At 58.6% G+C, this 21,203-nt stretch carries 26 protein-coding genes; 15 read left to right on the top strand and 11 right to left on the bottom strand.

Translation table 11 applies throughout. The features are described 5' to 3' along the window. Nucleotide 1: 1 nt before the first annotated feature. From fmt to RZS32_RS04250, 3 genes are all read left to right on the top strand, one after another. Nucleotides 2-907 (top strand): methionyl-tRNA formyltransferase, encoded by a 906-nt coding sequence (fmt, locus tag RZS32_RS04260; protein ID WP_317057843.1) that lies wholly within the window; start codon nucleotides 2-4, stop codon nucleotides 905-907. Between the two features lie 104 nt (nucleotides 908-1,011). Then, the gene (locus RZS32_RS04255) at nucleotides 1,012-1,254 is read left to right on the top strand and encodes a hypothetical protein (RefSeq protein ID WP_317055789.1); all 243 of its coding nucleotides are present in this window, start codon (nucleotides 1,012-1,014) and stop codon (nucleotides 1,252-1,254) included. A 3-nt stretch (nucleotides 1,255-1,257) separates the two neighbouring features. After that, nucleotides 1,258-1,497: a GlsB/YeaQ/YmgE family stress response membrane protein gene (locus RZS32_RS04250; RefSeq protein WP_317055788.1), complete on the top strand. Its 240-nt coding sequence runs from the start codon at nucleotides 1,258-1,260 to the stop codon at nucleotides 1,495-1,497. A gap of 54 nt (nucleotides 1,498-1,551) precedes the next feature. Here the strand turns inward: RZS32_RS04250 and rnhA are convergent, their stop codons facing one another. The 8 genes from rnhA to ispH form a co-directional block, all read right to left on the bottom strand. Continuing rightward, the gene (gene rnhA / locus RZS32_RS04245) at nucleotides 1,552-2,010 is read right to left on the bottom strand and encodes a ribonuclease HI (RefSeq protein WP_317055787.1); all 459 of its coding nucleotides are present in this window, start codon (nucleotides 2,008-2,010) and stop codon (nucleotides 1,552-1,554) included. Next, nucleotides 2,003-2,602 (bottom strand): class I SAM-dependent DNA methyltransferase, encoded by a 600-nt coding sequence (locus RZS32_RS04240; RefSeq protein ID WP_317055786.1) that lies wholly within the window; start codon nucleotides 2,600-2,602, stop codon nucleotides 2,003-2,005. The genes rnhA and RZS32_RS04240 overlap by 8 nt, the downstream gene beginning before the upstream one ends. Next, nucleotides 2,599-3,051 carry a DUF3429 domain-containing protein gene (locus RZS32_RS04235; RefSeq protein WP_317055785.1) on the bottom strand — a complete coding sequence of 151 codons (453 nt, stop codon included), beginning with the start codon at nucleotides 3,049-3,051 and terminating at the stop codon, nucleotides 2,599-2,601. The genes RZS32_RS04240 and RZS32_RS04235 overlap by 4 nt, the downstream gene beginning before the upstream one ends. A 64-nt stretch (nucleotides 3,052-3,115) precedes the next feature. After that, complete coding sequence (locus tag RZS32_RS04230) at nucleotides 3,116-3,760, bottom strand: CDP-alcohol phosphatidyltransferase family protein (protein WP_317055784.1); 645 nt, start codon at nucleotides 3,758-3,760, stop codon at nucleotides 3,116-3,118. Then, complete coding sequence (locus RZS32_RS04225; protein ID WP_317055783.1) at nucleotides 3,757-4,125, bottom strand: hypothetical protein; 369 nt, start codon at nucleotides 4,123-4,125, stop codon at nucleotides 3,757-3,759. The genes RZS32_RS04230 and RZS32_RS04225 overlap by 4 nt, the downstream gene beginning before the upstream one ends. Beyond that, nucleotides 4,122-5,072, bottom strand: coding sequence for a phosphatidate cytidylyltransferase (locus RZS32_RS04220; protein WP_317055782.1), 951 nt, complete (start codon nucleotides 5,070-5,072; stop codon nucleotides 4,122-4,124). Before RZS32_RS04220 ends, RZS32_RS04225 begins: the two co-directional genes overlap by 4 nt. After that, complete coding sequence (locus RZS32_RS04215) at nucleotides 5,069-5,731, bottom strand: lysophospholipid acyltransferase family protein (RefSeq protein ID WP_422395934.1); 663 nt, start codon at nucleotides 5,729-5,731, stop codon at nucleotides 5,069-5,071. The genes RZS32_RS04220 and RZS32_RS04215 overlap by 4 nt, the downstream gene beginning before the upstream one ends. 272 nt (nucleotides 5,732-6,003) lie before the next feature. Beyond that, complete coding sequence (gene ispH / locus RZS32_RS04210) at nucleotides 6,004-6,954, bottom strand: 4-hydroxy-3-methylbut-2-enyl diphosphate reductase (protein WP_317055780.1); 951 nt, start codon at nucleotides 6,952-6,954, stop codon at nucleotides 6,004-6,006. A gap of 134 nt (nucleotides 6,955-7,088) precedes the next feature. Here ispH and RZS32_RS04205 point away from each other — a divergent pair, with 134 nt between their 5' ends. The 3 genes from RZS32_RS04205 to RZS32_RS04195 are packed head-to-tail and all read left to right on the top strand — an operon-like array spanning nucleotide 7,089 to nucleotide 9,726. Continuing rightward, nucleotides 7,089-7,799 (top strand): NUDIX hydrolase, encoded by a 711-nt coding sequence (locus RZS32_RS04205; protein WP_317055779.1) that lies wholly within the window; start codon nucleotides 7,089-7,091, stop codon nucleotides 7,797-7,799. 2 nt (nucleotides 7,800-7,801) lie between these two features. Then, nucleotides 7,802-8,818: an SPFH domain-containing protein gene (locus tag RZS32_RS04200; RefSeq protein ID WP_317055778.1), complete on the top strand. Its 1,017-nt coding sequence runs from the start codon at nucleotides 7,802-7,804 to the stop codon at nucleotides 8,816-8,818. An 11-nt stretch (nucleotides 8,819-8,829) separates the two neighbouring features. Then, the gene (locus tag RZS32_RS04195) at nucleotides 8,830-9,726 is read left to right on the top strand and encodes a hypothetical protein (RefSeq protein WP_317055777.1); all 897 of its coding nucleotides are present in this window, start codon (nucleotides 8,830-8,832) and stop codon (nucleotides 9,724-9,726) included. Nucleotides 9,727-9,895: 169 nt separating this feature from the next. Here the strand turns inward: RZS32_RS04195 and RZS32_RS04190 are convergent, their stop codons facing one another. Beyond that, entirely contained in the window at nucleotides 9,896-11,191 is a 1,296-nt protein-coding gene (locus RZS32_RS04190; RefSeq protein ID WP_339106818.1) for a cytochrome b/b6 domain-containing protein, read from the bottom strand. A gap of 148 nt (nucleotides 11,192-11,339) precedes the next feature. On the opposite strand from RZS32_RS04190, the gene fabD reads away from it, so the two are divergent. From fabD to RZS32_RS04175, 3 genes are all read left to right on the top strand, one after another. Beyond that, entirely contained in the window at nucleotides 11,340-12,275 is a 936-nt protein-coding gene (gene fabD / locus RZS32_RS04185; protein ID WP_317055775.1) for an ACP S-malonyltransferase, read from the top strand. Nucleotides 12,276-12,356: 81 nt separating this feature from the next. Next, nucleotides 12,357-13,094 (top strand): 3-oxoacyl-[acyl-carrier-protein] reductase, encoded by a 738-nt coding sequence (gene fabG, locus RZS32_RS04180; protein ID WP_317055774.1) that lies wholly within the window; start codon nucleotides 12,357-12,359, stop codon nucleotides 13,092-13,094. A gap of 227 nt (nucleotides 13,095-13,321) precedes the next feature. Continuing rightward, a complete protein-coding gene (locus tag RZS32_RS04175) occupies nucleotides 13,322-13,555 on the top strand; it encodes an acyl carrier protein (RefSeq protein ID WP_298912012.1) in 234 nt (77 codons plus the stop codon). Between the two features lie 126 nt (nucleotides 13,556-13,681). Here the strand turns inward: RZS32_RS04175 and RZS32_RS04170 are convergent, their stop codons facing one another. Next, nucleotides 13,682-14,254, bottom strand: coding sequence for an NYN domain-containing protein (locus RZS32_RS04170; protein ID WP_317057842.1), 573 nt, complete (start codon nucleotides 14,252-14,254; stop codon nucleotides 13,682-13,684). Nucleotides 14,255-14,402: 148 nt separating this feature from the next. On the opposite strand from RZS32_RS04170, the gene folK reads away from it, so the two are divergent. The 3 genes from folK to argF all read left to right on the top strand — a co-directional run bounded on the left by folK (nucleotide 14,403) and on the right by argF (nucleotide 17,302). Next, nucleotides 14,403-14,966, top strand: a complete 564-nt coding sequence (gene folK, locus RZS32_RS04165; protein ID WP_317055773.1) for a 2-amino-4-hydroxy-6-hydroxymethyldihydropteridine diphosphokinase — start codon at nucleotides 14,403-14,405, stop codon at nucleotides 14,964-14,966. Nucleotides 14,967-15,185: 219 nt separating this feature from the next. Beyond that, nucleotides 15,186-16,379: an aspartate aminotransferase family protein gene (locus RZS32_RS04160; RefSeq protein WP_317055772.1), complete on the top strand. Its 1,194-nt coding sequence runs from the start codon at nucleotides 15,186-15,188 to the stop codon at nucleotides 16,377-16,379. Then, nucleotides 16,376-17,302 carry an ornithine carbamoyltransferase gene (gene argF, locus RZS32_RS04155; protein ID WP_317055771.1) on the top strand — a complete coding sequence of 309 codons (927 nt, stop codon included), beginning with the start codon at nucleotides 16,376-16,378 and terminating at the stop codon, nucleotides 17,300-17,302. The genes RZS32_RS04160 and argF overlap by 4 nt, the downstream gene beginning before the upstream one ends. A gap of 116 nt (nucleotides 17,303-17,418) precedes the next feature. Here argF and RZS32_RS04150 read toward each other — a convergent pair whose 3' ends face one another. Then, on the bottom strand, nucleotides 17,419-17,778 hold the full coding sequence (locus tag RZS32_RS04150; RefSeq protein WP_317055770.1) for a cupin domain-containing protein: 360 nt from the start codon (nucleotides 17,776-17,778) through the stop codon (nucleotides 17,419-17,421). 73 nt (nucleotides 17,779-17,851) lie between these two features. On the opposite strand from RZS32_RS04150, the gene gndA reads away from it, so the two are divergent. From gndA to RZS32_RS04135, 3 genes are all read left to right on the top strand, one after another. Further along, nucleotides 17,852-19,258 (top strand): NADP-dependent phosphogluconate dehydrogenase, encoded by a 1,407-nt coding sequence (gene gndA / locus RZS32_RS04145; protein WP_317055769.1) that lies wholly within the window; start codon nucleotides 17,852-17,854, stop codon nucleotides 19,256-19,258. 2 nt (nucleotides 19,259-19,260) lie between these two features. Continuing rightward, entirely contained in the window at nucleotides 19,261-20,241 is a 981-nt protein-coding gene (locus RZS32_RS04140) for a sterol desaturase family protein (RefSeq protein ID WP_317055768.1), read from the top strand. A 120-nt stretch (nucleotides 20,242-20,361) separates the two neighbouring features. Further along, nucleotides 20,362-20,955, top strand: a complete 594-nt coding sequence (locus RZS32_RS04135; RefSeq protein ID WP_317055767.1) for a DUF416 family protein — start codon at nucleotides 20,362-20,364, stop codon at nucleotides 20,953-20,955. Nucleotides 20,956-21,203 lie beyond the last annotated feature (248 nt).

Raw genomic sequence — 21,203 nt, 5'->3', positions numbered from 1 at the left:
ACTGCGCATCGTGTTCATGGGAACCCCGGACTTTTCCGTGCCGGTGCTTGATGCGCTGTTGGATGCTGGCCATGAGATTGCTGCCGTCTATTGCCAGCCCCCGCGCCCGGCGGGTCGTGGCAAGAAAGACCGCCCCAGCCCCGTGCAGGTGCGCGCCGAGGCGTTGGGGTTGGACGTGCGCCATCCCGTTAATCTGAAGAATGAAGCCGCGCAGGCGGAATTTGCTGCACTGAATGCCGATGTTGCCGTGGTGGTGGCCTACGGGCTGATCCTGCCTCAGGCCATTCTCGATGCCCCAACCCGCGGATGCCTCAACATTCATGCCAGCCTCTTGCCGCGCTGGCGTGGGGCGGCTCCTATTCATCGCGCGATCATGGCGGGAGATTCTGAGACGGGTGTCTGCATTATGCAGATGGAGGCGGGGCTGGACACAGGGCCGGTTCTTTTGCGCAAAACCACCGCGATTGGAGCTGAAGAAATCACCGGTGAATTGCACAACAGACTGTCTGACATAGGCGCCGCGGCGATTGTCGAAGCACTTGAAAACCTGGATAAGCTAAACCCTGAACCTCAGGCAGAAAGCGGCGTGACCTATGCCGACAAGATTGACAAAGCCGAGGCGCGCATTGATTGGGCCTGGCGTGCGGCGGAGGTGGATCGGCATATTCGAGGTCTGTCGCCTTTCCCCGGTGCGTGGTGCGATGTGAAGGGACAGCGTCTAAAATTCCTTGCATCACGCGTGGCCAGTGGGTGTGGCGCGCCGGGCGAAATCCTGGACGATGCATTGACCGTCGCCTGCGGGCAAGGTGCCGTCGAAATACTCCGTCTGCAACGGGCGGGCAAAGGCCCGCAAGATCGCGACACCTTTTTGCGCGGCTTCCCCTTGCCCAAAGGCACACGGCTCTGAGCCGCCCAATCCTGCTTCTTTCTTGTCCCAAATACCCAGCGACGCTTGCCTTACTGCGTCAAAGCCGCCAGCATAGCGTCAAACCTAAAAAATAGGATGAGCAGATGTTTTTGCAGCTTTTTGGCACGGTCGTGATCGCCGGGATCGTGGGATATGTAAGCGAGAAATCTGGATTCACCCGAAACGGATACTTACCATCCATCATCATCTGTGTCGGTGGGGCGTTCCTGTTTTACTTTGTGCGGATCATGTTCGGCTTCCGCTTTGGTACGCCGGGGTTTGACGCCATCCTGTCCTCGATAGGTGCGCTTATTATCGTGCCGACACATTGGCGCAAAGGGAGATAGACCATGGGATTGATCTACCTTGTGATCGTCGGCGCTGTGGCAGGGTATTTTGCTACCCGGATGATGCGGATTGAGGCCAACCCGGCTGTGACCATCGGCATTGGCATAGCTGGCGCTTTGGTGGGTGGCTTCATCCTGCAAGGCGCTTTGGCCGTTCTGGGCCTATTGGGCGGGATCATCGGCGCGGTCGTTGGGGCCTTTGTGGTGATCTGGATGTATCAGGCGCTGCAAAAACGCAAATAGGCGCGCGCGTGTCACGTCGGGTTTTGAGTATTTTTCGAACAGTGAAACCCAGGCTTACTTTTCCGGCTTGAAAGGGGCCATGCCAGCGCGCGCCAGCTCATCTGCGCGTTCGTTTTCCGGGTGTCCTGCATGGCCTTTCACCCATTCCCAGATCACATCATGGCGCGAAGCGGCTTCATCTAGACGCTGCCACAGCTCGACATTCTTGACAGGTTTCTTATTCGAGGTTTTCCAGCCATTGCGCTTCCAGCCATGGATCCAACCGGTGACGCCGTTTTTTACATAAGCGCTGTCTGTCACAATGGTGATGGAGGATGGCTTGGACAGGGTTTCCAATGCATGGATGGCCGCAAGCAGTTCCATGCGATTGTTGGTGGTCTCCGCCTCGCCGCCCTGAAGCTCTCGCTCTTTCACAACCGCCTCGCCATCCTTGGCCTGCATCAGCACGCCCCAGCCCCCAGGGCCGGGATTGCCTGAACAGGCCCCATCGGTATAGGCAAAAAGCTCAGGCATCCGCACGCGCCAGCATGGTGACCCAAGGAGCGACGGTGCCATCAAGGCCAGGGTCCGCGCCGGTGCGGCTGTCAAGGGGCGTCAAACCGGCGTCTCGCAAAAGCCCGCGCAACTCGTCTTCGGTGACATAGGTATAGAGACGTCCGATGCCGTCGCGTTTCTCACCCGCGCCGGTTTTCATGCCGATATGGAAAAGTCCACGGGGTTTGAGCGCCTTTGACAGCGCCGAAAGGTGTTTGGGCAAATCAGCGCGGGGCGCGTGCAAAAGGCAGAAATTGGCCCAGATACCATCGTAAATATCAGTGCCAGAGATGTCATCGAAGGTGGCCAGTTCGGCTGTCACGCCGGGATGCGCCGCCGCCATTTCAACCATTTCCGGGGTCGCGTCAGTGGCCGTGACGCTGTGGCCTGCCTTGGCCATGTAAGCTGCCGCAAATCCTGGGCCACATCCCAGATCAAGAAGGGCGCTGTTGGGCGAAAGGCTTTCCAGAAACGCCATGAGTGCCGGATCATTTTCAGGCGGCGTGAAGACCTTTGCATAGCGATCCGCCTCAGCGCTGTAGACCCGAATGGTTTCGTCATCCTGGCTCATTGCGTCACTCCAATTGTCAGGCACAGGATCACCACCGCTGTGATCAAAAGGCGCAGGCGCATCCACCATGATGGCGCAACCCCGGCTTTCCAGAAATGCCAGTCCAGCAGTAAGATAGCTGCAAATCCGAGAATCAAAAGCTGCCCTGCCTGAAATGCACCGCCTCCATGGGTGAAAAACACCCACAAGGCCGGCAGAACTGAGAGGGCATACCCTTTGGGGGCGTCAGCCTCGGGCAGTTTTGTGGCAAACCCCCAAAGCACACCGGACATAAAACTCAGGATCACCGCGCCGTAAAAGAGCCCCACATAAGGCCCTGCAAAGCGCGCCCCAAGCGTGGCGACTGTCCAATCGGACAGGCTCGGCAATAAAACCGTCGCAGCACTCCACAAAAACGGCAAAGTGCCAGCAAGGCCCAGATAGAGCGGCGCTTTGGGGATCTGCGTCACAGTGCGATAAGTCCTCTGAAACCATACGGGTTGGCCTTGGGTGTAGAAGGCCGCTCGCAGACGTTCAAGGCCCGGATCGGTCTTTCAAGGCGGCAATCATGCGGGCAGAGCGGCGCAAGACAGTGAAACCTGTGCCCAAGGCCGTGATCCAGAGGACTACAAGCAAGGTGTAACGCGTGCCATTCAGCCAAAGCTCCAGCGCAGCCAGTACGGCTCCAACGGTGATGGCGGCCATCCGTTGGGGTTTGGCAAAAGGCCCCGAGAAGTCAGAGCCAAGTCCTTCGGCTCGGCCCAGCTCTCGGATATAGGCCGTGGCGATGGCCATAGCTGACGCGGCCAATCCAAGAGCGAGGTTGCCGATGGCCAACCCCGCGCCTGTCAGGATCAACAGGTCGGCGGCCCGGTCCGGTGCCTCGTTCCAGAAAGGGCCGTCAAGTTCTGACTTGCCTCCCTCAACCGCGACCATGCCATCAAAGAGATTGCAAAGCAGGCGGAACTGACAAGCCAGCGCGGCCAGCAGAAAGAGCGCGCCTGTCAAAACGGTGCCGGTGTACGCGGAGGCCCAGAATGCGAGAAAGGCAATCGCCGCAAAGAGGATCGAGCCCTGACTGATCCGATTGGGTGTGAGCGACGTGCCACTAAGCCAGCGGGCGATGCGCTGGGCCCAGCCTGTGTCACGGCTGGCCAGTGGTCGGCGGCTCTCGGTCATGGCGTTTGCCTCAGACGGATGGTGTAGAGGGCCGCGTATATCGTGGCAACAGTGGAGGGCAAGGCAAGGGTGGTCCAAACCTCGGGCGTGCCGACGAGGGTATGAATGGTGTAGAGCAAAGAAACGGAGACCGCGCAGGCGACCAGCGGAGGCAGGATCAATCCTGCAAGGCCGGGCAACCGCGTTGAAAGAGCTTCGACCACCTGTTTCAAACCCAGTGTGATGATTGCGGTCAATGTACCTTGTGTCAGCCCCGCCTTGACCTGCGTGGCGAATGGATAACTCGCATGCGCCAGCGCAGCCCATCCGCCCATAAGGGCAAAGCCCCCGGCCATATGCGCGAAGTTGGACCGCAGAAGGCTCATGTCATCGACCAGAAGTAGCGCGTGAGGTGAAAGAAGATGGGGGCCGAGAACACCACCGAGTCGAGCCGGTCAATGAACCCGCCATGCCCTGCAATCATATGCCCCCAATCCTTGACCCCCCGGTCACGTTTGATGGCCGACATCACCAACCCACCAAAAAAGCCCGCGAGCGTGATGATCAGCGACATAAGCGCGGCCTGCAGTGGTGTGAAGGGGGTAATCCACCACAGCGCTGTGCCAATCAAGGTGGCGGAGGCAACGCCGCCAATCAGCCCTTCCCATGTTTTTGAGGGTGAGAGTTTGGGGGCCACCGGATGACGCCCCAAAAGCTTGCCCCAGGTATATTGCAGCACGTCCGAGAGCTGCACCACCACAATGAGAAAGGCAATGAGCAGCACGTTGCGGCCTTCGAAACCAGGGATGTCGAGGAAAAGCAGCGCTGGCACGTGGCTGGCGCAGAACACACAGATCATCAAAGACCACTGCATTTGCGAGATACGCATCAGGAAATCCTCGGTGTCGCTTTGCAGCACCGCGATGATCGGCAGGATCAGGAAGGCATAGACCGGGATCAAAGCCGACCACATGCCGTACCACTCGCACCAGATCAGGGCATATTGCGCAGGCAGGATCACAAAGAAAGCCGCAGCAATCGCCCAGTGATCAGCGCGCCGCCGGTCCGTGAGCGTTACAAATTCTCTCAGCGCAGCAAAGGAGACGAAAGCGAAAAGCAGGATCACCCCGCCACGCCCGGCAAGGAACGCCACAGCCAGAAAGGCCGTCATGCCCCACCAGGCCAGGATACGCGCATTGAGGTTTTCAATGGTCGCGTTGTTACCATCGGGGGCGATGCGTTGCTTGAGCGCATAGCCAACACCGCTGGCCACGATCAAAAGCCCAATGATGCCAGCCAGCAGAGTGAGGAAATCTGCGTGCATACCGTTCATGCTGCAACCTCCGCATCGACTGGCTGTTTGTCTTTGGGGGCAAGGTTCAGCAAGGCAGCTTCGGCGCGTTTGAGGAAATCTTCGCGCGCCTCGCCTGCCTCCGCTCTGATCGGGGCACCAAAGGTCACCGTGCAGAGAAGCGGAATAGGCACCAGCTTACCCTTGGGCATCACGTCATTCAGATTGTCGATCCAGACCGGCACAAGATCCACCTCGGGCCGGGCCTCCGAGATGTTGAAAATACCGCTTTTGAACGGCAAGAGAGGCGCATCGGTCATGTTCCGCGTGCCTTCGGGGAAGATGATCAGCGACGCACCCGTGTCGATCCCGTCAAGGATCAACTGCATCGGATCGTCGGTACGGGTTTCCGAATTGCGGTCGATCAGAACAGCGTTGAACACATCCCGGCCAATAAACGTGCGCAAGGGAGACGTGAGCCAGTAATCCGCCCCCGCCACAGGCCGCGTGCGAGAGCGCAGATTGGGCGGCAGCACCGTCCAGATCAGGATGAAATCGCCGTTGGATGTATGGTTGGCAAAGTACACACGCTGCGCCGGAACCGGCTCCACACCGTCCCAAATGGCACGCACAGCGGTGATGAACCGTGCGAACGTCGTGATGGCATTGCCCGTGATCCAGGCGAGAAACTGTTTAAACAAAGGCTGTCCCATGGTCTTGTTATGCGTCTCAACCTACACGAGGGCGCACATTTGGGAAGGCGGGTTTTCCTGACCTTGTAAGCCGCAGTTAGCAGAATTTAAGCAAATCCTACCCTACGACAAAGCGCAGTTTGATGTTCAAATGTTTCGCGCGCGAAACACTTTAACATATTGTTAATATTTGTTTTTTAGAGAATCGCGCGGCAGAAGAAGTAGGCCGGAGTTCACCCCGGCACCAAAAAAAGAGGAACAAGGCGGGGTGAAACCCCGCCCTACGCCGGTACTCTCAGCACCCTTGGCACCTTGAACTCAACGTTCTCCTGCGCGGTCTCGACAACCTCAACGGTCACGTCAAACCGATCCCGAAACGCATCAATCACCTCGTTGATCAGCACTTCGGGCGCAGAGGCTCCGGCGGTGATGCCCATGGTCTTGATGTCGCCCAAGGCGCGCCAGTCGATGTCGGTCGCCCGCTGCACAAGCTGCGCATAGGAACAGCCCGCGCGCGCGCCCACTTCCACCAGCCGTTTGGAATTCGACGAATTGGGCGCGCCGACCACCAGCATCGCTTCGGCCTTTTGTGCCATAGCTTTTACCGCTTCCTGCCGGTTGGTGGTGGCGTAACAAATGTCTTCTTTATGCGGCCCGACGATGGCGGGGAACCGCGTCTGAAGTGCCGCCACGATATCAGCGGTGTCATCCACCGAAAGCGTGGTCTGCGTGACAAAGGCGAGCTTTTGCGGATCGCGCACCTCAACCTCGGCCACATCCTCAACCGTTTCCACCAAGAGCACCTCGCCCTCGGGCAACTGCCCCATCGTGCCCACCGTTTCCGGGTGCCCATCATGACCGATCATGATGATCTGTAGCCCGTTTGAGGCATGCCGCTCGGCCTCGATATGCACCTTGCTCACCAGAGGGCAGGTGGCATCGACATAGAGCATCTCGCGCTTGGTGGCCTCGGCGGGCACGGATTTGGGTACGCCATGGGCCGAAAAGATCACCGGGCGGTCATCGGGACATTCCTCGAGTTCCTCGACAAACACCGCGCCCTTCGCGCGCAGGTCATCGACCACGTATTTGTTGTGCACAATCTCATGGCGCACATAGACCGGCGCCCCCCATTTTTCCAAAGCCATATCCACGATCTTGATGGCGCGGTCCACGCCTGCGCAAAAGCCGCGCGGCGCTGCAAGATAGAGGGTCAGAGGCGGTTTCGTCATGGTCTCTCCTACATGCTCCAAGAGGTAAGCGGTCGGGCGCGCGAGGTCCAGAGGGAAAGGAATTTCTGGGCAGGGCTTGACATATTATCAATATAGTAATAACTATAATGAAAATAACTAAGGATAACCCAAAGATGACCTCGATTTTCGACTATCCCAGCCCGGCCATAGCGGTGGACCTGGCGATCCTGTGCGTCCATGATGGCGCGCTGCGCTGTGTGATCATGCGCCGCGAGGACGGGGGCGTGATGGGCGGTGACTGGGCTTTGCCCGGTGGTTTCGTGCATCGCGACGGGTCTTTGGAAGAGACCGTGACACGGGTCTTGCGCGACAAGACCGGCCTTCGGGACGTGCATTTCGAACAGCTCGCCACCTATGGCGCGCCGGGCCGGGACCCGCGCGGCCACGTCATCAGCGTGGTGTATCTGGCAATCATGCCGGCTGAGGTTTTGATCAAAGGCGTTGCGGCCAATCCAGACCTGCGGCTTGTCCGTGTGTCAGTGGATTGGCCCGGAGAAACTGGCGGCACGGCGAATGTGTCGGACGACACCGGCGCGCCCCTGCATATGGCCTTTGATCACGCCGACATCCTTGGTGACATGGTCAAGCGCCTGCGCGGCAAGCTGGACTACACGCCCATCGGGTTCGAGTTCCTACCACCCCGCTTCACCTTGCGGGATGTGCAGGCGGTCCATGAAGCCATTCTGGACCAAAGCCTGACCAAACCGGCCTTTCGCCGGAAGCTTTTGGACAGGCACACCCTGCGCGCCACCGGCGTGCGGGAAAGTGGCGGGGCCTATCGCCCGGCCGAATTGTACGAGTTGTCACAAGATCAGGAGGAATGATCATGGCACAAATCACAAGATACCCATTTGCAAGCCACCTGCGGGCTGAGGCCTCGAGCCACATCCGGCATTACCGCGAAGGCAAGATCCGTCGCGAGGGCCGCGGGCTGTCCTTTTGGTTTGACCCGACCCGTGGGTCGATCATTGAGGTCCCGCTTGCGGACCGCGAGCTGACCTTTTTGGTCAAATCGCAATCCTCCGACTATCAGGATCTGGCTGTGCAAGGCACCGTTCTGTGGAGGGTGGCGGATGCGGCGCGGCTCTCGGACCGGGTGGATTTCACCCTTGATCTGAAGACCGGAAAGCCGAAGAGCAAGCCAGAGGACCACATCCGCTCTGTGCTGAGCGCGTTGTCGCGGCAATATGTGGATGACTACATCAAGGCGCTGGGCGTGCGCGCGGTGCTTGAGGCGGGGCTAGCCCCTTTGCAAACAGCGCTGAACGCGGGTTTTGCCAAGGACCCCACCCCCGAGGCCATGGGCCTTGAGGTCATCGCGGTGCGCGTGGCCAATCTCAGCCCAAGCTCAGAGCTGGCCCGTGCCTTGCAGGCCCCGACCTTTGAGGCGTTGCAACAGCAATCGGACGAGGCCACCTTTGCCCGCCGCGCTTTGGCGGTGGAAAAAGAACGCGCCATTGCCGAGAACGAGCTGAACAATCAGGTCGAACTGGCTGCGCGTCAGGCCGAGCTGATTGCCCGCGAAGACGCCAATGGCCGTGCCGAAGCCGAAGCCAAGGCGGCGGCCAGCAAGATCGCAGCAGAGGGGGCAGCCGAGGCCAAGGTCATCGGGGCCGAAGCCGAAGCCACCCGCGTGCGCGCGGTGGAACAGGCGCAGGCCGATATGGAAAAGGCCCGTATGGCCGCGCTTTCGCAACTGGCACCTGAGGCGCTTTATGCCCTGGCGGCGCGCGAATTCGCCACCAAGCTGGAGAAAATCGACAGCGTGACCATCAGCCCTGATATGGTGGCCGGTCTGGTCAAACAGCTGCAGGGGGCAATGCCTGCAGCGGCCCGAGAATAGGAGGATGAGTGATGTCCAGTCTCCGCCCCCGTGTTGTGCTTGTGACGCGCGAAACCGAGCTTTCAGCGCTGCTGGCCCGGCACGGGACGCGGGGGCAGGTGGAGTTCTACCTGTCCTCGCGCGGTCAGGTTTTTGAGGAGGTCGAAACCCGTGACCGCATCCAACGTGACGCCGTGACCGCGGCCAAGGCGATGGTGCCGCCCGAGTGGTCCTTTGCCGAGGTCGAGCGCGGCGATCTCAACCGGTTTTTGTTCTTTCCCAATGACGTTGTCGTCGCCCTTGGGCAGGACGGTCTGGTGGCCAATCTGGCCAAGTATCTCGAGGGTCAGCCGGTCATCGGCGTCACCCCCTCCAGCGATATGGGCGAGGGGGTTTTGACACCACATGGGCTCAAAGCGCTGCCTGATTTGATGCAGCGCGCCGGTACCGGCGATGTCGAGGCTCAGGCCCGCGCCATGGTCGAGGCGCAGCTTGCCGGGGGTGACAGGCTCTTGGCGCTCAATGAGCTTTTCATCGGGCACCGGTCACACCAAAGCGCGCGATATGAGCTGCAGTTTGGGGATGCGCGTGAGTTTCAATCCTCAAGCGGGATGATCGTGTCCACTGGCACGGGCCTGACAGGCTGGGCAAAGTCGATCATGACCGCCACCCAGGCCGACTACAGCTTTGGCGCTGAGGACGCCAAGGCGGTGTTCTTTGCGCGCGAGCCTTGGCCGAGCCGTCAATCCGGTGCCGAATTGCGCTCCGGGGTGATTGAAGAAAAAGCGCCGCTCGATGTGCTGTCGCGCATCAATGAAGGCGGGGTGATCTTTGCCGACGGGATCGAGCAGGACTTTCTGAGCTTTGACTGGGGCGCGCAGGTGAGTGTGCGCGTGGCCGAGGCGCGGCTCAGGCTTGTGGTGGGATAGGACGTTGCCCAGCGCGGTAGGGCGGGATTTCATCCCGCCTGACGTGACCTCAAAGGCCGGGGTGAACCCCGGCAGACCGGACCCGCACTCGGGTGGAAAGGTTCGAAAAGCCAAATTTTAACAATCTGTTAACTTGTTTCGCGCGCGAAACATTTGAGGCCCGTATGCGTTACCCTTTGCGCGCCGTCAGCTCAAAGGAAATCACCACGCTGGCTCCCACATTTCCCTCATCCGAACCGCCAACCCCAAAATCGCGCCGGTCTACGGTCAACTGTCCTTGGGCGTCGGCGAGTCCGTCGGTGATGGCAAGCTCAAAGGGTATCGCCACGGGCACCTCTGCGCCCTTTATGGTCAGTGTGCCTTGCGCCACGAGACCGGTTTCGCCCTCAATTATCTGCGCCTCAAAAAGCGCGGTGGGGTGGTTCGCGGCGTCCAGGAAGTCTGCGCCGGTCGCGTTGGATGTTACCGAGCCGAGCGTGAGCGAGGCTATGTCGACGCTGACTTGAACTGTACCATAAACCCCATCGTTATCCGCTGTTTCAGAATAGGTGATGTCTGCGTTCCAAGTCGCAAAGCTGCCTTTGATCTCAGACCCGAGTTGCGTGACCGCGATACTGAGCGTGCCGGTCTCAACGATCCATTGGTTGTCGCCGGCGGCGACAACGGGTTCGGCGGTCTCGGCGGTTTGTGTCTTCTCCACAGCGGGTGCAGCTGTTTCAACATGAGCCTCATGCGGCTTGAGCCAGCCGAGGGCAGATCCGGTGCCGAGAGCAACACCCCATACAATCAGCGCAGCCATGAATGGCAGAGCATGTCCAGGTTGCTCCGTTGTCGGCTCAGCAGACATCCGCCCTGGCAACATGCGCCGCAGCGTGGCATCCCCGTCGATCACATGGTGCTTCAGCGCGCCAGCGATATGCAAGGCCACGGACCCGACCAGCACCCATTGCAGGATGTAGTGCAAACCGGCCATCTGATGCGCCAGCGCTTCGTCCTTGGGCACAAAGGGCAGGGATTGACCAAAAGGCCACCAGATGGGCGCAAATCCCGTGGTCGCGGCATGATGGATCCACCCGGTGAGCGGGACAAGAACCAATGAGCCATAGAGCAACCAATGCACGGTTTCCGCAGCCGTGGCCTCCAGCGTATTGTCCCCGTTCAACAGCCCCGGTTTCTTCTGGGACACCGCCCAGAGGATGCGCAAGAGCGCCACGAAAAAGATCGTCACACCAATCGTTTTGTGCAGCGAAAATAGAAACGCCGCGCGCGAGATATCCGCATCTGTGGTCGCCACATCCGGATCCTTGATCGCATAGGCCAGATCATTGGCGAAGATGCCCAAGGGTATCACGCTCAGGATCAACAGCGCCGTGAGCCAGTGAAAGCTCTTGGTGATAGCGCCATAGGTAGTGTTCGAATTTGTCATCGGCATGATGGGCGTCCCGTCGATCTTGGTCGTGTACATGTACCTATACGCCTCAGAGACCAGAACAATTCCCACTCACGCACATGTTTCGTGCAAAGATGCGCGGAAGGATGCGACGCGGAGGGACATTGCGTGCAGCGTTGTGGCGCGGTATCGGAAAAAGAACAGGCGGAGGAAAGGGCTTATCATGAGCAAAGCATTTGTTTTTCCCGGACAAGGTGCGCAGAGCATCGGCATGGGCCAGGCGCTGGCTGAGGCGTATCCGGCAGCAAAGGCGGTTTTTGAAGAGGTAGATGAGGCGCTCGGCGAAAGCCTGAGTGGGCTGATCTGGGACGGGGATCAGGAAACACTGACGCTGACGCAAAATGCGCAACCCGCTTTGATGGCCACCTCCATGGCCGCGATGCGGGCGCTGGAAGCTGAGGGCGTGGGCGTTGATCAGGCGGCTATGGTCGCGGGGCATTCTTTGGGAGAATACTCCGCACTCGCAGCCGCCGGAGCGCTCCAGATCGGCGATTGCGCGCGGCTCTTGCGCACGCGGGGTCTGGCGATGCAGGCCGCGGTGCCGGTCGGTCAGGGTGCCATGGCGGCAATCCTTGGGCTGGACTTGGCCGTTGTGCGTGATGTCGCGGAGGCGGCGGCCCAAGGCGAGGTTTGTCAGGCCGCCAATGACAACGATCCGGCTCAGGTGGTGGTGTCAGGTAACGCAGCGGCGGTGGAGCGCGCTGTGGACATCGCGAAGGAGAAGGGCGCCAAGCGCGCCATGCTCTTGCCGGTGAGCGCCCCCTTCCACTGCGCCCTGATGCAACCGGCCGCAGATGCGATGGCCGAAGCTTTGGCAGAGGTGCAGATCGCCAAGCCCAAAGTGCCGGTGGTTGCCAATGTGCGCGCCGCTCAGGTTGAGGATCCCGAAGAGATACGCAGCTTGCTTGTTGAGCAGGTCACCGGCTCGGTGCGCTGGCGGGAAACGGTGGAGCATATGGGCGGCGCAGGCGTGACCGAGATCTGGGAGATTGGTGCGGGCAAAGCATTGAGCGGGATGGTGCGGCGCATCAATCGCGAGATCGCGGTGCGCGCTGTTGGCACGCCAGAGGATGTCGCGGCAGCAGTGGCCGACGCCTGAGCCTAAGACCAAGAAAATTCTAATTTTCATGGCAAATTTCTTTGTGAAGAAATTTGCCATGTGATCAAGGAAGGAAAAAACATGTTTGATCTGACGGGAAAAACCGCGCTGGTGACCGGGGCATCCGGGGGCATCGGAGGGGCGATTGCCTCTGCTTTGCATGGTGCGGGTGCCACTGTCACTTTGTCAGGCACACGGGTCGAACCACTTGAGGCCTTGGCCAAAGAGCTAGGGGACCGCGCGCATGTTTTGCCGTGTAATCTCAGTGATCCCGAGGCGGTAGATGCCTTGCCCAAGGCCGCGCTGGAGGCGATGGGGTCGCTGGATATCCTTGTCAATAACGCTGGCATCACCCGCGACCAGATTTTCATGCGTATGTCGGACGAAGAATGGCAGAGCGTCATAGATGTCAATCTGACCGCCACCATGCGTCTCTGTCGCGGGGTCATGCGACCGATGATGAAGGCGCGATGGGGGCGGATCATCAACATCAGTTCCATCGTTGGCGCCACAGGCAACCCTGGGCAGGTCAATTATGCCGCGTCCAAGGCCGGGATGGTTGGTTTGACCAAATCCATTGCTTATGAGGTGGCCAGCCGCGGGATCACCGCCAATGCGGTGGCGCCGGGCTTTATTGCCACGGCCATGACGGATAAGCTGACGGACGAGCAGAAAGACAAGATCAACGGTCAGATTCCAGCGGCGCGTATGGGCACGCCAGAGGAAATTGCCGCGGCTGTTCTGTACCTTGCAAGCCAGGAAGCAGGCTATGTGACGGGGACCACCTTGCACGTCAATGGCGGCATGGCGATGCTTTGATTTGCGCCTTTGTGCTGCTTCCAAAGCACGCGAGGGAAACCATTTGCCAATCCAGCGCCATGTGCTATAGGCGGCGCAGATGACGCGGGGGCAGCATCTGACTGTCCTCGATATGCCTGGGAAACTGGGCACATTGCAGACGCCCGCCGGGCACCCTATATGGCGCTTCACTGGGCTGAGCGCAGGACTTGTGGGCCACGCGCCCGACAGAATATGAGGATGACAAAATGAGCGATATCGCAGACCGCGTAAAAAAGATCGTTGTGGAACACCTTGGTGTGGAAGAAGACAAGGTGGCTGAAAACGCTTCCTTTATTGACGATCTGGGCGCGGACAGCCTCGACACGGTCGAATTGGTTATGGCCTTCGAAGAAGAATTCGGCATCGAAATTCCTGATGACGCAGCCGAAACCATTCAGACCTTTGGTGACGCGGTAAAGTTTATTTCTGAAGCGTCCTAAACCGCTTTCGATTGATGAAAAAAAGCCCCTGCCGTGTGGCGGGGGCTTTTTCTATGCTCTGACCGGTTGGGTCACGATGTGGTGCGGTGTCGTGGTTCTGTTTGGGCTCACGCGCCCGGATCGGGCTTATTTTGCGGGAACGGCCATTTGCTCACGGACGGGTGCGTCTTCGCGCGGGGGGCGGCCAATCACGTCGCGCAGATCTTCCAATTCGATAAAGTTGTCGGCCTGACGGCGCAGCTCGTCGGAAATCATTGGCGGCTGACTGCGAATGGTCGAGACCACTGAGACGCGCACGCCCTGACGCTGAAGGCTTTCCACCAGAGGGCGGAAGTCACCGTCACCGGAGAAGAGCACAATATGCTCAACCCGTGGCGCCAATTCCATGGCATCAACGGCAAGTTCAATATCCATATTGCCTTTGACTTTGCGGCGTCCCTGGCTGTCGGTGTATTCCTTGGCCGGTTTGGTAACCATGGTGAAGCCGTTGTAGTTCAGCCAGTCGACCAGAGGCCGGATTGGCGAATACTCATCATTCTCAAGAAGTGCCGTGTAATAAAACGCGCGCAGCAGCTTACCACGACGCATAAATTCCGTCCTGAGAAGCTTGTAATCGATGTCGAACCCGAGCGACTTAGCCGCTGCGTACAGATTCGACCCGTCGATGAACAGCGCAAGCCGTTCGTCCTTGTAAAACATTAAAAGTCCTTCCAAATTATCATTTTTACCGCCCGCGTTGTTCCGAGTGTGAGTGGTAAGGAAACGGGCGGGTTCAAAATGCGAACCTAAAAGTTTAGTTTCGGTCGCGCAAGAGTCTTGTAACCATCCAAAGGGATAGGTCTGTGTCATGTCAAATCAAACCTGTCTGATTGCTTTGGGCGGCAATATTCCGACCGCTGAAGGTGGGCCGGCACACACATTGAAAGAGGGCCTGAAGTCACTCGCGCGACGTGAGATTGAGGTCAAAGACGTGAGCCGGTTTTATGCAACTCCGTGCTTTCCCAAAGGGGCCGGACCGGACTATGTCAACGCGGCCGCATTACTCATGTCCGATCACACGCCCGAAATGCTGATGCAGGTGCTGCACGAGGTTGAAGCCGAGTTTGGCCGCGCGCGGACCCAGAGATGGGGGCAAAGAACGCTGGACCTCGATCTCTTGGCGGTGGACGCAGAGGTTTGGCCGGATGAAAAAACCCATGCTAAGTGGCGCGCGTTGCCCATGGAAGAGCAGATGCAAAACGCGCCAGACACGCTCATCCTGCCGCATCCCAGACTTCAAGACCGGGCATTTGTTCTTGTGCCATTGGCTGACATCGCGCCGGACTGGCGGCATCCGATTTTGGACCTTAGCGTGCGCGAAATGTTGGCCTGTTTGTCCCAGCAGGACGTAGCGGAGGTCGTGCCGTTGTAAGGCGGTCGCAAAAATGCCTTTGCTTCGTGGCGTGAGTTATGCCATGACCGCGTCATGATCAAACGAGCCATATACGCTGCAAGCCGACGCCGACGTTTTCCCGTCTGACGTTTCGCCATTTGTTTGATCCCGGCAGTGCGCTGCCACACTCCCATCCCAGATTGACTTGTCGCCGCCCATGCGGCACTCAAGAAACCTTCGAAAATAAGGAATGACGCTATGATCTCGTCTGTCTTGCCAACCTATAACCGTGCGCCTTTGCAGTTTGTCAAAGGCGAAGGCAGCTGGCTGATTGAGGCAGATGGCCGCCGATTTTTGGATTTGGGCGCCGGGATTGCGGTGAATGCGCTCGGGCATGCGCATCCAGCGCTTGTCGCCGCTTTGACCGAGCAGGCAGGTGCGCTGTGGCACACGTCAAACCTTTATCATATCCCGCAACAACAAACGCTGGCGGACAAGCTGGTGGCCGCGACCTTTGCAGATACGGTGTTTTTCACCAATTCGGGCACGGAATCCTGCGAGCTGGCTGTTAAAATGGCGCGCAAGTATTTCTTTGAAAAAGATCAGCCGGAGAGGGTTGAAATTCTGACGTTTGAGGGGTCTTTCCACGGTCGGTCCTCTGCGGGCATCGCAGCTGCGGGATCAGAGAAGATGACGCACGGCTTTGGGCCGCTGCTGCCGGGGTTCAAGCATCTGCCCTTTGGGGACCACGACGCGCTGAGCGCCGCGATTGACGACAAGACGGCGGCGATTTTGGTTGAGCCCATTCAGGGCGAAGGCGGTATTCGGCCTTTGCCGGATGTCTGTTTGAAGGGCTTGCGTGATCTGTGTGATGAGCATGGTCTGCTTCTGATCCTGGATGAGGTGCAATGCGGTGTCGGACGCACCGGCAAGCTTTTTGCGCATGAATGGGCGGGGATTGAGCCCGATATCATGATGGTCGCCAAGGGCATTGGTGGGGGCTTCCCACTCGGGGCAGTTCTGGCCAAGGCAGAGGCGGCCTCGGGCATGACGGCGGGCACACATGGGTCGACCTATGGGGGCAATCCGCTGGGCTGTGCCGTTGGCAATGCCGTGATGGATCACGTTACAGCACCGGGTTTTCTCGACGATGTGAACCGCAAGGCGGGGTTTTTGCGCCAGAAACTGGAGGCGCTTGTGGCGGGTTATCCGTCTGTCTTTGAAGAGGTGCGCGGCTCGGGCTTGATGCTGGGCCTGAAATGCGTGCCACCTGTCGGAGACGTTGTTTCGGCTGCGTATGATGCGGAAATGGCGATTGTGCCTGCGGCGGAAAACACGGCCCGGCTTTTGCCGCCATTGACCATTACCGACGACGAAATCTCCGAGGCGGTGGCACGGCTGGAGGCCGTGGCTCAAAAATTGGCTAACGCAAATGACGAGCAACCGGCATGAACCATTTTCTTGATATTCACAAAACCGATGCGGTCGAGTTGCATCAGATCATCAATTCGGCTCAGCAGATGAAAGACGCCCGCGCCGGTCGTACGCGTGGCGCGTTGGACGATGACTTGCCTTTGAAAGACCGGGTTGTGGCGCTGATCTTTGAAAAGCCGTCGACCCGGACGCGCATCAGCTTTGATGTAGGCGTGCGCCAGATGGGCGGAACGACCATGGTTCTGTCCGGGACGGATATGCAGTTGGGCCATGGCGAGACGATTGCCGACACAGCCCGCGTGATGAGCCGCTATGTCGATCTCATCATGATCCGGACCTTTGATGAAAGCGTGCTGATGGAGATGGCCGAATATGCCGATGTGCCGGTGATCAATGGACTCACCGACCGCACACATCCCTGCCAGATCATGGCCGATGTCATGACGTTTGAAGAGCATCGCGGGCCGATCAAGGGTAAGAAAGTCGTGTGGTCGGGGGACGGCAACAATGTGTGTTCGTCCTTCCTTCATGCCGCAGCACAGTTTCAGTTTGACCTGACTTTTACCGGTCCGGCGCAACTGGACCCTGAGGACGAGTTCGTCGGGCTGGCGCGTAAGGCTGGCAGCAAGGTCGTGATTGAGCGCGACGCGGTGAAGGCGTTGACAGGCGCCGACCTTGTGGTGACGGACACCTGGGTCAGCATGCATGACAGCCAGTCCAGCAAGGAGCGCCGTCACAACATGCTGCGCCCCTACCAGATCAACGAAGAGCTGATGTCCCATGCCAAGCCTGACGCGCTTTTCATGCATTGCTTGCCTGCGCATCGCGAGGAAGAGGCCACATCGGCGGTGATGGATGGGCCAAATTCAGTGATCTTCGATGAGGCCGAGAACCGGTTGCATGCGCAAAAGGCGATCATGCGCTGGTGTTTGGGGGTTTGAGCCGGCTGGATTGAGCGCGCAGTGCGCGCGCAGGTTTGTCTCGGCTCTGGCCGTTGGCCGCCGCCTCGGATAGCCTCCGGCGGGGGTATTGGAGACAAGAAAGAAGCGGTGTCAGGCTACTCTACAATCATGTAGATTTTGCGAAGCCGTTTGGTGATTTCCCAGATCACCGGAGCGCCCTTGGCGATGAAAAACGTGTCGCCTGGACCGAATTCTTCGATCTTGCCATCAGGATGTGTGAGCCGCAGGTGACCTTCGACCACGGTCATCATTTCATGCACAGGATAGGCGTCGATTTCCTCGCGGCAGGGCGCGCATTCCCAGGTGCCGGTCAGAACGCTTTCGTCGGCGGTGGCGAAATGGGTGTGGTTGAGTTCGGTCGTGTCGTCGGTCGTAAAGGCCTCTGCCTCGGTCAGGGTTGAGGGGCCCATGGAAGAACCCGGCGAGGGGTCGATGCGAAAGGGGGTCTGGGACATTGGCTGGCTCCTTGGCTTCGGGGGCATGTCGGTCTACCCTAGCGGCAAAAGACGCGCCGTAAAGGGAGACCCCATGGCAGACGACAAGGCACAGATCGGGGTGTACGGTCTGGGGACGATGGGCAGTGCGCTGGCGCTCAACATGGCCGAGAAAGGCTTTCGCGTGGCCGTGACCAATCGCGAGGTTGAGTGGATCGCGGAATTCATGAAAGAGGCCGGGGACCTGGCGAACGCCCTAATGGCACATGATACGCTTGAGGCGTTTGTGGCGGGGTTAAAGACGCCGCGGGTGATCCTGTTCATGATCCCGTCGGGCAAACCGATGGACATGATGATCGAGGCGGTTGCGCCTTTGCTTGAGGAGGGCGATACGATCATTGACGGGGGCAATGCAGATTTCCATGACACCCGTCGCCGGTCTGCGGCGTTGGCCGAGAAGGACCTGCATTTCGTAGGCATGGGCGTCTCGGGTGGTGAAAAGGGCGCGCGGCATGGGCCCTCCATGATGGTGGGTGGCAGTGATCACAGCTGGGCGCAGCTGCGGGATGTCTTGCGTGCGATTGCGGCGCGGTATGAAGGTGAGCCATGTGTGGATCACCTTGGGCCGGACGGAGCAGGACATTTCGTCAAGACGGTGCATAACGGGATCGAGTATGCCGATATGCAGGTGATCGCCGAGATTTATGCGCTCTTGCACTATGGCGCGGTGTGGCCGCCTGCCGAGATTGGCAAGCTTTTTGAGGCCTGGAACGAAGGTCCGCTGAAATCCTATCTTGTTGAGATCACCGGGCAGCTTTTGCAATATCACGACCCCAAGACCGGCCATCCGGTGGTCGATGTGATCAAGGATGCCGCCGGGCAAAAGGGCACCGGGCGCTGGACTGTGGTCGAGGCGGTGCGCATGGGGCAAGCTGCCAATATGATTGAGGCCGCCGTGGGCGCGCGCAGCTGGTCCTCAGAGAAAGACACCCGCCAAAGCGCACAGACTATACTGGGCGGCGCGCGGGGAGCATTGGAGGTGGATGCAGGCACGTTGTCAGAGGCGTTCATGGCGGCGCGGATCCTGTGCTATGCGCAGGGGTTTCGCGTGCTGGCGGCGGCGTCAAGGGAATACGAGTGGACGCTTGATTTTGCCCGAATTGCCGAGGTCTGGCGCGCAGGCTGCATCATCCGGTCTGCGCTTCTCGATGATATCTCAGAGGCGTTTCGCGGTGAGCTTCCGCATGGGCAGCTTATCCTCGCGCCACGTTTTGCCAGCCGCCTGACCGAGTGCCTCCCGGCGTTGCGCAAGGTGGTCGGGGACGCGGTGGCGGGCGGGCATGCCATTCCGGCGCTGTCGGCGGCCTTGCAATGGTACGATACGATGCGGCAAGGGTTTGGCACGGCGAATATCATTCAGGCGCAGCGCGATTTCTTTGGCTATCACGGGTTTGAACGATTGGGGGATGAGGGCATGCATCACGGGCCTTGGTGGGACTGAACATGTCGCAACAAGACGATCACAAGCTACCCGGCTGGCACCACGTGCCGGATGTGCCCATTGCCGTGTCTCCGTTCTTTAGCTGGCCCCCTGATCCGCGGCGCATGGTTGGCTGGATTGCCGTGCGCTGGTTTCAGATCGCCGAAAACTCGATCCTTGTTGTATTCGCTCTGATCTGCTGGTGGCTGTTTCAGCCGTCACTGGAGACAGCCAGAACGCTGAGCCTTGATTGGGTGGCGGGCATTTGGCTGCGCAATATGGGGCTGATGATCCTGGTCGCGGGCGGGCTGCACTGGTTTTTCCACGGCGCACGGCGGCAGGGGGATCGGCTCAAGTTCGATCCGCGAGAGTTGATGCGCAAAGGCAAGCAGTTCACCCTTGGTGGGCAGGTGCGCGACAACATGTTCTGGAGCCTGACCAGCGGGGTGGGGTTCTGGACGACTTATGAGGTGCTGATGTTCTGGGCCATGGCCAATGGGTATGCGCCGGTGCTGCTGTGGTCCGATAATCCGGTCTGGTTTGTGCTGCTCTTCCTGCTGACGCCGGTGTGGATTTCGTTTCACTTCTACTGGATTCACCGCGCCCTGCATTGGGGTCCGCTCTACCAGATCGCGCATTCCCTGCATCACCGCAACATCAATGTCGGGCCATGGTCGGGGCTGTCGATGCATCCCATTGAGCATGTGATGTTTTTCAGTTCGATCCTCATTCATTTTGTGATCCCGACGCATCCTTTGCACATTCTTTTTCACATGCAGCATCAGGCGCTGACGGCGGCAACGTCGCATACCGGGTTTGAGAATATGCTGGTGCGGGACCGCAAGACGCTGGCGCTGGGCACATTCCACCACCAGATGCACCATCGGTATTTCGAGGTGAATTACGGGAATTTGGAGATGCCGTGGGACAAGTGGTTCGGGACGTTCCATGATGGGACGGTGGAGGCGCATGAGGCGTTGAAGGACCGGCGGGGGCGGGGGTAGTTGCAGGTGGCTTTGGGGCGGTAGGTTTGAGTCCGGAGTAAACTTTCCCAAACCTGCTAAACCATCACGCGGTGTGACGATTTTGATGCATGTCTTCATAGGAATAAGAAAGGAAAGAGTTTGGCACGCGTCATGTTAGAACATCTCAACGAAATTGAATCGAAGAGCTCTGGTCTAACAAAAATGCAGCATGTTTGCTACGCATGCTCGGTGTGTCAAAGGCAACTTTCGACCTTCAAAGCGGAGGCGAAGTACGCGACCGAACGTGAAAGTTTAGGGCGTTATTTGGACCAAGTTTGGGCTTGGTTAGAAGATGAAACAGACAAGGTGTTCAGAGGAAATTTCTCCATTGATCTATTCTTGGACAGCTATGGGCTTATGAGTTACGGGCAGGGATTTGGAGATGTTATTTATTCTGTTGCAACTCTGCATAACTTCTTGGTCAAAAATTTAGACATACCAACAAAATTAGTGTCTTCGCATGCTTTGGATTCTTTGGATAGCTTAGTCTATGAGTTAATGGATTTAACTGTGTCCAATGTGAACGATGACTTAGTCGATCAACATCCACTCATTCAAAGAGAATTCATTCGCCAGAAAAGAGACCTTTCGGTTGTTTGTGACAAAGAGCTTAGTGGTGAAAGCGTTCAACTTCTAAAAGCCGCTGCAAAACATGAACAGCTTGTCGATGTCTGCCCGTTACCAGACTTCTAGAAGAGTATGGAAAACTATTGGTCTATGTTACCGCCGTTTAGAATTAATTAGGTCAAACTGATTCCGCCGGATGACCATTTCGAGTCCTAGGGTACACCTCTCGCGCGGAATCAAGGGCCGCAGGCCCTCCGCGCGATCGCCAGACCGCCCCCGGGCTGGCGATTGGATGACATCAACGCTTCACTCCGAGACCATGCGAACTTGGCTGACATAAAGTGCTTTGAAGCAATGGATGGTCGCCACCCCGC

The organism is Roseovarius sp. W115 (assembly GCF_032842945.2).
GTDB classification, from domain to species: Bacteria; Pseudomonadota; Alphaproteobacteria; order Rhodobacterales; family Rhodobacteraceae; genus Roseovarius; species Roseovarius rhodophyticola.
The sequence above is the reverse complement of the archived record's forward strand: the minus strand, read 5'-3'. Positions and strand labels throughout refer to the sequence as shown.

Coding starts and splice junctions, on each gene's coding strand:
- RZS32_RS04175 (WP_298912012.1), top strand. CDS start 13,322: ATGAGCGATATCGCAGACCGCGTAAAAAAGATCGTTGTGGAACACCTT.
- RZS32_RS04200 (WP_317055778.1), top strand. CDS start 7,802: ATGGCACAAATCACAAGATACCCATTTGCAAGCCACCTGCGGGCTGAG.
- RZS32_RS04225 (WP_317055783.1), bottom strand. CDS start 4,125: ATGAGCCTTCTGCGGTCCAACTTCGCGCATATGGCCGGGGGCTTTGCC.
- RZS32_RS04250 (WP_317055788.1), top strand. CDS start 1,258: ATGGGATTGATCTACCTTGTGATCGTCGGCGCTGTGGCAGGGTATTTT.
- RZS32_RS04205 (WP_317055779.1), top strand. CDS start 7,089: ATGACCTCGATTTTCGACTATCCCAGCCCGGCCATAGCGGTGGACCTG.
- RZS32_RS04150 (WP_317055770.1), bottom strand. CDS start 17,778: ATGTCCCAGACCCCCTTTCGCATCGACCCCTCGCCGGGTTCTTCCATG.
- RZS32_RS04255 (WP_317055789.1), top strand. CDS start 1,012: ATGTTTTTGCAGCTTTTTGGCACGGTCGTGATCGCCGGGATCGTGGGA.
- RZS32_RS04140 (WP_317055768.1), top strand. CDS start 19,261: ATGTCGCAACAAGACGATCACAAGCTACCCGGCTGGCACCACGTGCCG.
- RZS32_RS04190 (WP_339106818.1), bottom strand. CDS start 11,191: ATGTACACGACCAAGATCGACGGGACGCCCATCATGCCGATGACAAAT.
- gndA (WP_317055769.1), top strand. CDS start 17,852: ATGGCAGACGACAAGGCACAGATCGGGGTGTACGGTCTGGGGACGATG.
- fabG (WP_317055774.1), top strand. CDS start 12,357: ATGTTTGATCTGACGGGAAAAACCGCGCTGGTGACCGGGGCATCCGGG.
- RZS32_RS04230 (WP_317055784.1), bottom strand. CDS start 3,760: ATGACCGAGAGCCGCCGACCACTGGCCAGCCGTGACACAGGCTGGGCC.
- argF (WP_317055771.1), top strand. CDS start 16,376: ATGAACCATTTTCTTGATATTCACAAAACCGATGCGGTCGAGTTGCAT.
- rnhA (WP_317055787.1), bottom strand. CDS start 2,010: ATGCCTGAGCTTTTTGCCTATACCGATGGGGCCTGTTCAGGCAATCCC.
- RZS32_RS04240 (WP_317055786.1), bottom strand. CDS start 2,602: ATGAGCCAGGATGACGAAACCATTCGGGTCTACAGCGCTGAGGCGGAT.
- RZS32_RS04160 (WP_317055772.1), top strand. CDS start 15,186: ATGATCTCGTCTGTCTTGCCAACCTATAACCGTGCGCCTTTGCAGTTT.
- fabD (WP_317055775.1), top strand. CDS start 11,340: ATGAGCAAAGCATTTGTTTTTCCCGGACAAGGTGCGCAGAGCATCGGC.
- RZS32_RS04195 (WP_317055777.1), top strand. CDS start 8,830: ATGTCCAGTCTCCGCCCCCGTGTTGTGCTTGTGACGCGCGAAACCGAG.
- ispH (WP_317055780.1), bottom strand. CDS start 6,954: ATGACGAAACCGCCTCTGACCCTCTATCTTGCAGCGCCGCGCGGCTTT.
- folK (WP_317055773.1), top strand. CDS start 14,403: ATGTCAAATCAAACCTGTCTGATTGCTTTGGGCGGCAATATTCCGACC.
- RZS32_RS04170 (WP_317057842.1), bottom strand. CDS start 14,254: ATGTTTTACAAGGACGAACGGCTTGCGCTGTTCATCGACGGGTCGAAT.
- RZS32_RS04220 (WP_317055782.1), bottom strand. CDS start 5,072: ATGAACGGTATGCACGCAGATTTCCTCACTCTGCTGGCTGGCATCATT.